Source organism: Methylobacterium sp. GC_Met_2, from assembly GCF_026540795.1.
Taxonomy (GTDB): Bacteria; Pseudomonadota; Alphaproteobacteria; order Rhizobiales; family Beijerinckiaceae; genus Methylobacterium.
Genome location: NZ_JALNUM010000178.1, coordinates 1 through 8,337, shown reverse-complemented (window position 1 = coordinate 8,337; position 8,337 = coordinate 1). Strand labels below are relative to the sequence as shown.

The following is an 8,337-nucleotide window of genomic DNA, read 5'->3' as shown; positions in this document are numbered from 1 at the left end:
TGCAACGCGATCGGGCACGGCTCTAGGGTCGGCGCGGATCGATCTGGTGGGACAGGGTCATATTCACACCCTGGTTGATGAGCTGCATCTGACCAAACAGCATCAGCAGAGCGAATACGCCCCAAAGGGCTACGAATTTCAGTGGAGGCCCATCATCGACCATACCCGTCGCTCCTCTGTGGTGAGTCGGGAAATGGTACGGGTGCAAACGCGACCAAACTTCATCCGAACGAGGTATATGCGTTTGTAAGATTTATCCGCGTGGCTGATGTGCTGAATATATAAGAGCGAAAATTCAGAAGTTCAGAGCTATATCAATTGATCGTGAGCGCGACCCAGCCTCTCATTGGCCAAAGATTCCGTGCACTGCTCGCAAAACAGGTGCGAGCCAGTCTGGGTCTGATCGGTGGCGGAAACCACTGACATGCTCTGATTGAGCGGGGTTCACGGTTCGAATGGCGGAGGGAGCGGGATTCGAACCCGCGATACCGTTTCCGGTATACACACTTTCCAGGCGTGCGCCTTCAACCACTCGGCCACCCCTCCGGCCGCGGACCGGGCGCCCGGGCGCGCAAGCGGGCTCCGGGCGCAGCCAGGGCCGCGCGGTGCCGTGCTGTTAGCCGGGTGCGCCGCCGGGCGCAAGGCGCAAGAGCGTTATCCCGAAAGGTGGGTCCCGGCTTTCGAAAGACGATGAGGCGAGACCAGGAATCTGGAGCCTCGCCTCGGGTCCGGTTACCGGGGCGAGGCTCAAGCGCCGGGCGGCCCAAACACCGCCCGGCCCGAGCCGTTCAGTCCTCCGCGTCGAGATGGAAGCGGACAGTCTCGACGTTCGCCCGCTCGAAGGCCTGCATCACGTGCTGGTACGACCGCTCCATGGCGTTGTCGCCGTCGCCGGGGCTGTCCTCGGGCTTCAGCACGAACATCAGGAGCGAGCGCCCGGTCACTTCGTAGCCGCCGCCGAACGGGAAGCTCTCGACGTCCTGGCTATCCGGCAGGTTGGTGTCGAGCAGCCGCGTCCAGGCCACGCCGCCGACCGACTCGGGCAGCGCGAACGTCACGAGGTCGTGGTGGGCGTTGAACATGATCAGCAAGGTCGCGTCGCCGCCGCGGCGGTGAAGCCCCGTCGCCTGGGCGCGGCCGTCGAGCTGGACCGCGAAGGCGCGGGCGCCGCCGTCGGACCAGTTCTCGGGCGTCATCTCGCTCCCGTCCGGGCGCAGCCACGCCACGTCCTTGACGCCGAACTCCTCGTCGTACTGGCCGGTGAGGAACCGCCCGCGGTTCAGGATCGGCAGGGCGTTGCGCAGGATGATCAGGCGCTGCGTGAACTCCGCAAGGTCCCGCTCCTCCTCTTGAATGGCGTCCCAGTCCAGCCAGGAGACTTCGTTGTCCTGGCAATAGGCGTTGTTGTTGCCGTTCTGGGTCCGGGCGAACTCGTCGCCCGCAAGCAGCATCGGCGTGCCTCGGGACAGGAACAGCGTCGCCAGCATATTGCGCATCTGGCGCAGGCGCACCGCCCGGATCTCTGGGTCGTCGGTCGGGCCCTCGACCCCGTAATTGTACGAGAGGTTGTGCGAGTGGCCGTCGCGGTTGCCCTCGCCGTTCGCCTCGTTGTGTTTGTCGTTGTACGAGACCGTATCGTGCAGGGTGAAGCCGTCATGGGCGGTGAGGAAGTTCACCGAGGCCCAGGGCTTGCGCCCGCGCTTGTTGAACTTGTCGGCCGAGCCGGCGATGCGCGCCGCCATGTCGGGCAAGAGGCCGGCATCACCCTTCCAGTAGGCGCGGACATCGTCCCGGAACCGGTCGTTCCACTCGGCCCAGCCGGGTGGGAAGCCGCCGACCTGATAGCCGCCGGGGCCGCAATCCCACGGCTCGGCGATGAGCTTGACGTTGTTGAGCACCGGATCCTGCCGGCAGGTGTCGAGGAAGCCGCCGCCCTCGTCGAACCCGTAGGGCTCACGGCCCAGGATCGTGGCAAGGTCGAAGCGGAACCCGTCGACCTGCATCTCCTGCGCCCAGTAGCGCAGGGAATCGGTCACGAGCTGCAGCACCCGCGGATGCGACAGGTTGAAGGTGTTCCCGGTACCGGTATCGTTGATGTAGTAGCGCGGCTGGTCGGGCAGCAGACGGTAGTAGGAGGCGTTGTCGACGCCCTTGAACGACAGGGTCGGGCCCTTCTCGTTGCCCTCTGCGGTGTGGTTGTAGACCACGTCGAGGATCACCTCGAGGCCGGCGCCGTGGAAGCGCGAGACCATTTCCTTGAACTCGGAGAAGGCGAAGTCCGGCACCGCCGCATAGCGCCGCGCCGGGGTGAAGAACGAGATCGTGTTGTAGCCCCAGTAATTCACCAGGTCCTTCTGCTCGAGGTAGTCGTCCTGAACGAAGGCGTGGACCGGCAGCAGCTCCACCGAGGTGACGCCGAGGCTCTTGATGTAGTCGAGCACGTCGCGCGTGCCGAGGCCGGCATAGGTGCCACGCAGCTTCTCGGGCACCCGCGGGTCGAGCTTGGTCATGCCCTTGACGTGGGTCTCGTAGAAGATGGTCTTCTCCCACGGGACATGCGGCTTCTGGTGCCGCCCCCAAGTGAAGGCCGGGTCGATGACGCGGGAGCGGCGGGTGTAGGGGGCGCTGTCGCGCTCGTCGAAGGTCAGGTCGTCGCCCGTCTCCATCTGGTAACCGAACAGGGCGGGGTTCCAGGTGATCGAGCCGACGAGACCCTTGGCGTAGGGGTCGATCAGCAGCTTGTTGTGGTTGAACCGGTGGCCGGCCTTTGGCTCGTAGGGGCCGTGGACCCGGTAGCCGTAGATCGTGCCGGGACGGGCATCCGGCAGGTAGCCGTGCCAGATTTCGTCGGTGTACTCGGGCAGTTCGATCCGCTCGATCTCCCGCTCGCCCTGATCGTCGAACAGGCAGAGTTCGACCTTGGTGGCGTGGGCCGAGAACAGCGCGAAATTGACCCCGAGCCCGTCCCAGGTGGCGCCAAGCGGATAGGGTTGGCCCTCTTGGATGCGCGAGCGGGACTGCGACGAGGGACGTCGGGAATCAGACATGGACACTCCGGGATTCCACCCGCGCAGCCGGCGCCGCGGGGGGGATATACCGGGTGAACGTGCCGGCCACGGCGAAGCTCCCCAGGGCTGGTAAAATTTGCTCAGGTGGCGGAAGGGGGGGCTGTTCGGTCTGTTGCCTCCGCTTGCTGGGGCCTGACATCGGGTCTGGCGATTATCCGCGCATCCGCTCGAAAAGTTGCCGTGCCGACAACCGGACGCACAATCTTCACGCTCCGGGTCGTGCCACTGGCGTGGGGCGACTGGTCTTACCCGAACACACCGCCTCAGTTCGACGCCGCGGCCGTAAAGCTCCGGTCGACGGCATGGCCGACATCGAGCCGCTTCGACAGGAGGCCGTAGCGCGTCGCCCGGTCCGAGGCCTCCTGAATCTCCTTGACGATGGCCGCGTCGATCACGATCGGGCTCGTCCGCTGCGCCGTGTAGGCCGAGAGCAGGACGTCCTCGGGCAGCTTGGTCAGGGTGGACGTGGTCCGGGCGTATGCGGCGAGGTGGTCCAGCGACCAGAGCCGCGCCTTGTTCAGGCGGTTCAGCAGATCCTGCACCGCGGCCCGCTTGGTGGCGATGGCGCTGTCCGAGGCGACGATGAAGGTGATGGTCGGGGTCAGGCCCGCGCCGTCGGCGATCGGGCGTGCCTTGTCCTTGAGGATCGCGAACGAGACGTAGGGCTCCCACACCGCCCAGGCATCGACCGAGCCGGCCATCAGCGCCACCTTGGCGTCGACAGGATTGAGCGGTGCGAAGGTCGCCGCCTCCGGCTTGATACCGGCCTTCTCCAGCGTCGCGCGGATCAGGAACTGGCCCCAGCCGCCGCGCGTGCCGGCGATCCGCTTGCCCGTGAGATCGGCGGCCGAGCGGATCGGCGAATCCTCACGGACCAGGATCGCCTGTGACCGCGCGTCCGACCGGGTGCCGCCGATCGCCTTGATCGGCGCGCCGGCTGCATGGACCGTGAGGAACGAGAGATCGCCGGTATAGCCGACATCGAGGGCGCCGGCGTTCAGCGCCTCCAGGATCGGCGCCGCGGCGGGAAATTCCGACCACACGATCCGGTAGGGCAGATCCTGCGCGAGGCCGGCGATCTCGAGCAGAGCGCGGTTCCCGCCCTTCTGATCGCCGACGCGCAGGACCACAGCATCGGCCGCGAACGCGGCGGCCGCCGACACCAGCGTCAAGCCGGCGGCGAGCATGAAGGCCGCCATGACGCTGACGGGACGGGCGTGAGATCGGATGCGCATGAGGCCGGCCGCGGTGTTGCGCCCGCAACGCGCGGGCTTTTCGGGGGATGGCCGATCCTATGCTTGCCCCGGAGAGGGTCAATAAAATGGATCTCTGTATTGCTGCTAGGACGGGCAAGAATATCCTGCCGGGGCGGGGCCCACGAGAAGACGAAGGGTCCCGCGGTCGAGACGAGGCCAAGTCGGCGCGTCAGGTCCGTGGCGAAAAGGCCGTCGCCAGATAGGCCCGCACGAATCCCGGCATCCGGGCCGGGTCGATCTCCGCCGCGCTGCGCACGCTGTGCAGCGCGGCGAGCTCCGGCTCGGCCTCGCTCCGGAGATGGTCCGCGATGCGCGCCGCGATTGTTGCGGCCGGCTCCGTGAAGCGGACGGGGCGCAGGAAAGCCAGCTGGTTCTCGCCCTCGAGCATGATCCAGGCCGTATCGGCGTTCTCCGGCAGCGCGAGACCGGTCTCCTCGGCGAGTTCCCGGGCGGCGCTGCCGGCGAGGTCGACGCTGTCGCCGCGCACGTCGTCCGGGTCCGGGGTGCCGCAGGGGAAGTAGAGCTGGCCGGCATTGGCCGTGTGGGCGCCCATCTCGCCGAGCAGCACCGCGCCGTCCGCCGTCCAGGGGACGATCGCCGCGAAGGCGTTGCGGATCCGGGGATCGGCGTGCCGGATGTGCCGGTAGTAGGTGAAGCTGGAATAGCGCGTCGCGAACAGGTCGAGCCGGGCGACGTCGTCCGCGACGGCGTGGGCGCAGCACAGCAGGACGGTCCCGTCGAACATCCCAGGGCTGCGGGCGATCCGGTCCTGCCAATGTGCCGCGATGGCCTCGGCGTGCGTCCGCGGAAACGCCCAGTCGTGATCCACGAGCCGCGCCGTCACGTCGGCGAGGCACGTGCTGCGAAAGCCCTCAGACATGCAGGGTGCCGTCCGAGACGATCACGGCCGCACCGCCGATCTCCACACCCTGCAGGGCGCCGGCCGCGATGGTGAGCTGGAGCGCGATCGCGCTCGGCCGGCCCATGGCCTGGCCCTGGCGGATCGCCACGTCGTGGGTGCCGTCGCCCAGCGCCTCGTACTGCATCAGCACCCCCGCGAAGGCGGAAGCCGCCGCACCGGTCGCGGGATCTTCTGGGACGCCCAGATCCGGCGCGAACATCCGCACGCGCCAGCTCTGGCCCGTCCCCTCGGGATCGGGCGTGTAGAGGTACAGCCCGTCCCCCGGCTCCGGCGCCTGGGCCGGCCGGGCGGCGTCGAGGGCCGCCACGGAGGCGATGGGCACGCAGGTGAAGCGGGGACCGACTCCGTGGCGGCTCGGAGCGTGCCGGCCGGTGCCGATATCCCCGGGCTCCAGGCCGACGAGCGGCGCCAGGACCGCCGGATCGGGCCCGGGGCCGAGGTATTCCGGCAGGACCGGCAGCCGGAACCGCGCCCGGCCGCCGCTGCCGTCCTCCAGGGTCTCGACCACGCAAGGCACGATGCCGATCTCCTCCTCCAGGCCGAAGGCGCGGGCATCGCCCTGAGCGGGGTCCTGAAGCGCCAGCAGCAAAGCGGTGCCCACCGTCGGATGACCCGCGAAGGGCAGCTCCCGGCCCGGCGTGAAGATGCGCAGGCGCGCCCGGTGGCGGGCATCCGTGGGTGGCAGCACGAACACCGTCTCGGACAGGTTGAACTCGCGGGCGATGGCCTGCATCGCGGTCGTGTCGAGGCCCTCCGCATCGAGCACCACGGCGAGCGGATTGCCCGCGAGCCGGTGCTCGGTGAACACGTCGAGGGTGACGAAGCGGCGTGCCATCGGGGAGGACCTTCCTGCTCACGCGAGCCCGGCGGCAAGAGAGCCGCGACTCGGTGGCGAACCACAAGATTGGTACACGGTGCTGCGTGTCCGATCGACCCGCCCGGAGGACAGGGCGGCGTGCGGATCGGCTCTGCCACGGGGGGGATCCATGGCCGACAAGCAGCACCGCTACGCCGTCACGGTAACCTGGACGGGCAATACCGGCACCGGGACCAGCAGCTATCGCGGCTACGACCGCGCCCACACCCTGTCGGTGCCGGGCAAGCCAACGATCGCAGGCTCGTCCGACCCGTCGTTCCGGGGCGATTCTGCGTGCTGGAACCCCGAGGAACTGCTGGTCGCGTCACTCTCCGCCTGCCACAAGCTCTGGTATCTCGGCCTGTGCGCGCAGGCCGGTATCGTGGTCACGGCCTACGAAGACGCCGCCGAGGGCTCCATGACCGAGGAGGCAGGCGGCGCGGGTCAGTTCACCGCGGTCACCCTGCGCCCCCGGGTGACGATCGCGGCCGGGTCGGACGCGGCACGGGCCCTGACGCTTCACCGCGAGGCCCACGCCTTCTGCTTCATCGCGCAGTCGGTGAATTTTTCGGTGATCGCCGAGCCGACGATCCTTCGCGCGGAGACCGGGGCGGCTTGAGCGTTTAGACGGCCTCGACCGGAAACCGCTCGCTCGGGGTCACGTATTCCTCCTGCGCCGCCACGGTCAGGATCTCGCGGGATCCCGCCTCGGCGGTGCGCTTCAGGAGTCCGTAGACCGAGGCCGCCGCCGCCCCCAGGGCCGCCGCGGCCGAGCCGGTGCGGGCGTAGTGCACGAGGAACAGCGCCGCGATGCAGTCGCCCGCCCCGTTCACCGCGATGGCGAGCCGCGGGGTGCGGACCCGGAACAGCTGCCCCTCCGCTCCGGCGAGCATGTCGATGCTGTCAGCCGGCGTGTCGGCGCAGAGCGCCGAGGTGACCAGCACGACCCGGGGGCCGCGCCCCCGCAGCGCCGCGACCGCCGCCCCGGCTTCCGCGAGGGTGCTGCTCGACAGGCCGGTGAGAAGGCCCAGCTCGAATTGGTTGGGGGTGAGGATGTCGGCCTGCGGCACCGCCTGCTCGCGCAGGAACGCCTCGATCCCCGGCCGCACGTAGACGCCCTCTTCGACGTCGCCGATCACTGGATCGCAGCAGTAGAGGGCCCGGGGGTTGGCGGCCCGCACGGTGGCTACCGCCTCCAGGATCGCGGCGCCGATCTCGGCCGAGCCCATGTAGCCCGACAGCACCGCGTCGCAGGTGGGAAACACCCCACGCTCGCCGATGCCCTGCACCACCGCGCGGATCATCGCGGCGTCGAAGACCGGCCCGCGCCACGCGCCGTAGCCGGTGTGGTTGGAGAACTGCACCGTGTGGACCGGCCAGACCTCGACCCCGAGCCGCTGCATCGGGAACACCGCCGAGGCGTTGCCGACATGGCCGTAGGCGACGTGGGACTGGATCGACAGGACGTTCAACGCGGGTGATTCCGGTTCGGCTGCGCCGGACCGATGCTGTCGGCGATCCGGGGCGCGGGCGCAAGCGGCCGGTCAGGCGGGCTCGCCGAGCAGATCCTGCACCACTCGGGGATTGCGATCGAGGAGGGCAAGCAGCACCCGGGCCGGGCCCTCGGGCCGTCTGCGGCCCTGCTCCCAGTTGCGCAGGGTTGAAACCGCGATCCCGATGCTTTGGGCGAAGCGGGCCTGCGAGGCCCCGGTGCGTCGCCGGATCGCCGCCACGTCGAGATCGGTCGCGACCCGCGGTGCGTGCACCACGAGGCCGGGGACCTCCTCGCCGCGCGCGTGAGCCGCCGCCTGCTTCAGGCTCATGACCAATTCGCTGAACTGAGTCTCGTCCATCATGCCTCTCCTCAGAACAGGTCCTCGATCAGCCGCTTCAGCACGCGCATCTGCTCCGTCGACGGGTTGGCTTGATCGCCCTTCGCATAGGCCATCAGCAGGTAGACGGCTCGGTCGGTGACGTAGAACGTCAGCACGCGTCCGCCGCCACGCTTACCTCGGCCCGATAGGGGCACCCGAACCTTGCGCATGCCGCCACTGCCGGGGATGACATCGCCCGCCTGCGGATCCAAGGCGAGGTGGTCGACCACCGCATGACGTTCCGTTTCGCTCATCACGCGTTCGGCCGAGCGCAGATAAAGTTCAGTCTCGACGACGGTGTGGAGCGGTTTCTCCATGCATCGACTATACGCCAATGGCGTATCCAGGTCTACGGCAATCG

The 8,337-nt window shown here is 68.5% G+C and carries 9 protein-coding genes and 1 tRNA gene; 2 read left to right on the top strand and 8 right to left on the bottom strand.

What is annotated here, in order from left to right; all coding sequences use genetic code 11:
• The coding region (locus OXS49_RS31690) for a hypothetical protein (RefSeq protein WP_267428528.1) at positions 1–250 on the top strand (250 nt) is incomplete at its 5' end.
• Between the two features lie 206 nt (positions 251–456).
• Here the strand turns inward: OXS49_RS31690 and OXS49_RS31685 are convergent.
• The 5 genes from OXS49_RS31685 to OXS49_RS31665 all read right to left on the bottom strand — a co-directional run bounded on the left by OXS49_RS31685 (position 457) and on the right by OXS49_RS31665 (position 6,081).
• Positions 457–546 (bottom strand) — tRNA-Ser (locus OXS49_RS31685).
• Positions 547–788: 242 nt separating this feature from the next.
• On the bottom strand, positions 789–3,047 hold the full coding sequence (glgX, locus tag OXS49_RS31680; protein WP_267428527.1) for a glycogen debranching protein GlgX: 2,259 nt from the start codon (positions 3,045–3,047) through the stop codon (positions 789–791).
• A 284-nt stretch (positions 3,048–3,331) separates the two neighbouring features.
• Positions 3,332–4,303 carry an ABC transporter substrate-binding protein gene (locus tag OXS49_RS31675; RefSeq protein ID WP_267428526.1) on the bottom strand — a complete coding sequence of 324 codons (972 nt, stop codon included), beginning with the start codon at positions 4,301–4,303 and terminating at the stop codon, positions 3,332–3,334.
• A 190-nt stretch (positions 4,304–4,493) separates the two neighbouring features.
• Entirely contained in the window at positions 4,494–5,204 is a 711-nt protein-coding gene (locus tag OXS49_RS31670; RefSeq protein WP_267428525.1) for an NUDIX domain-containing protein, read from the bottom strand.
• Entirely contained in the window at positions 5,197–6,081 is an 885-nt protein-coding gene (locus OXS49_RS31665) for a PhzF family phenazine biosynthesis protein (RefSeq protein ID WP_267428524.1), read from the bottom strand. The genes OXS49_RS31670 and OXS49_RS31665 overlap by 8 nt, the downstream gene beginning before the upstream one ends.
• Positions 6,082–6,232: 151 nt before the next feature.
• On the opposite strand from OXS49_RS31665, the gene OXS49_RS31660 reads away from it, so the two are divergent.
• Positions 6,233–6,721 carry an OsmC family protein gene (locus OXS49_RS31660; RefSeq protein WP_267428523.1) on the top strand — a complete coding sequence of 163 codons (489 nt, stop codon included), beginning with the start codon at positions 6,233–6,235 and terminating at the stop codon, positions 6,719–6,721.
• Between the two features lie 4 nt (positions 6,722–6,725).
• On the opposite strand, the gene pdxY is transcribed toward OXS49_RS31660, so the two are convergent.
• From pdxY to OXS49_RS31645, 3 genes are all read right to left on the bottom strand, one after another.
• Positions 6,726–7,574: a pyridoxal kinase PdxY gene (gene pdxY / locus OXS49_RS31655; RefSeq protein WP_243998027.1), complete on the bottom strand. Its 849-nt coding sequence runs from the start codon at positions 7,572–7,574 to the stop codon at positions 6,726–6,728.
• Positions 7,575–7,646: 72 nt separating this feature from the next.
• Complete coding sequence (locus OXS49_RS31650) at positions 7,647–7,958, bottom strand: helix-turn-helix domain-containing protein (protein WP_243998025.1); 312 nt, start codon at positions 7,956–7,958, stop codon at positions 7,647–7,649.
• 8 nt (positions 7,959–7,966) lie between these two features.
• On the bottom strand, positions 7,967–8,337 hold a 371-nt coding region (locus tag OXS49_RS31645; RefSeq protein WP_267428522.1), incomplete at its 5' end, for a type II toxin-antitoxin system RelE/ParE family toxin.

Coding starts and splice junctions, on each gene's coding strand:
- OXS49_RS31665 (WP_267428524.1), bottom strand. CDS start 6,081: ATGGCACGCCGCTTCGTCACCCTCGACGTGTTCACCGAGCACCGGCTC.
- glgX (WP_267428527.1), bottom strand. CDS start 3,047: ATGTCTGATTCCCGACGTCCCTCGTCGCAGTCCCGCTCGCGCATCCAA.
- OXS49_RS31660 (WP_267428523.1), top strand. CDS start 6,233: ATGGCCGACAAGCAGCACCGCTACGCCGTCACGGTAACCTGGACGGGC.
- OXS49_RS31670 (WP_267428525.1), bottom strand. CDS start 5,204: ATGTCTGAGGGCTTTCGCAGCACGTGCCTCGCCGACGTGACGGCGCGG.
- OXS49_RS31650 (WP_243998025.1), bottom strand. CDS start 7,958: ATGATGGACGAGACTCAGTTCAGCGAATTGGTCATGAGCCTGAAGCAG.
- OXS49_RS31675 (WP_267428526.1), bottom strand. CDS start 4,303: ATGCGCATCCGATCTCACGCCCGTCCCGTCAGCGTCATGGCGGCCTTC.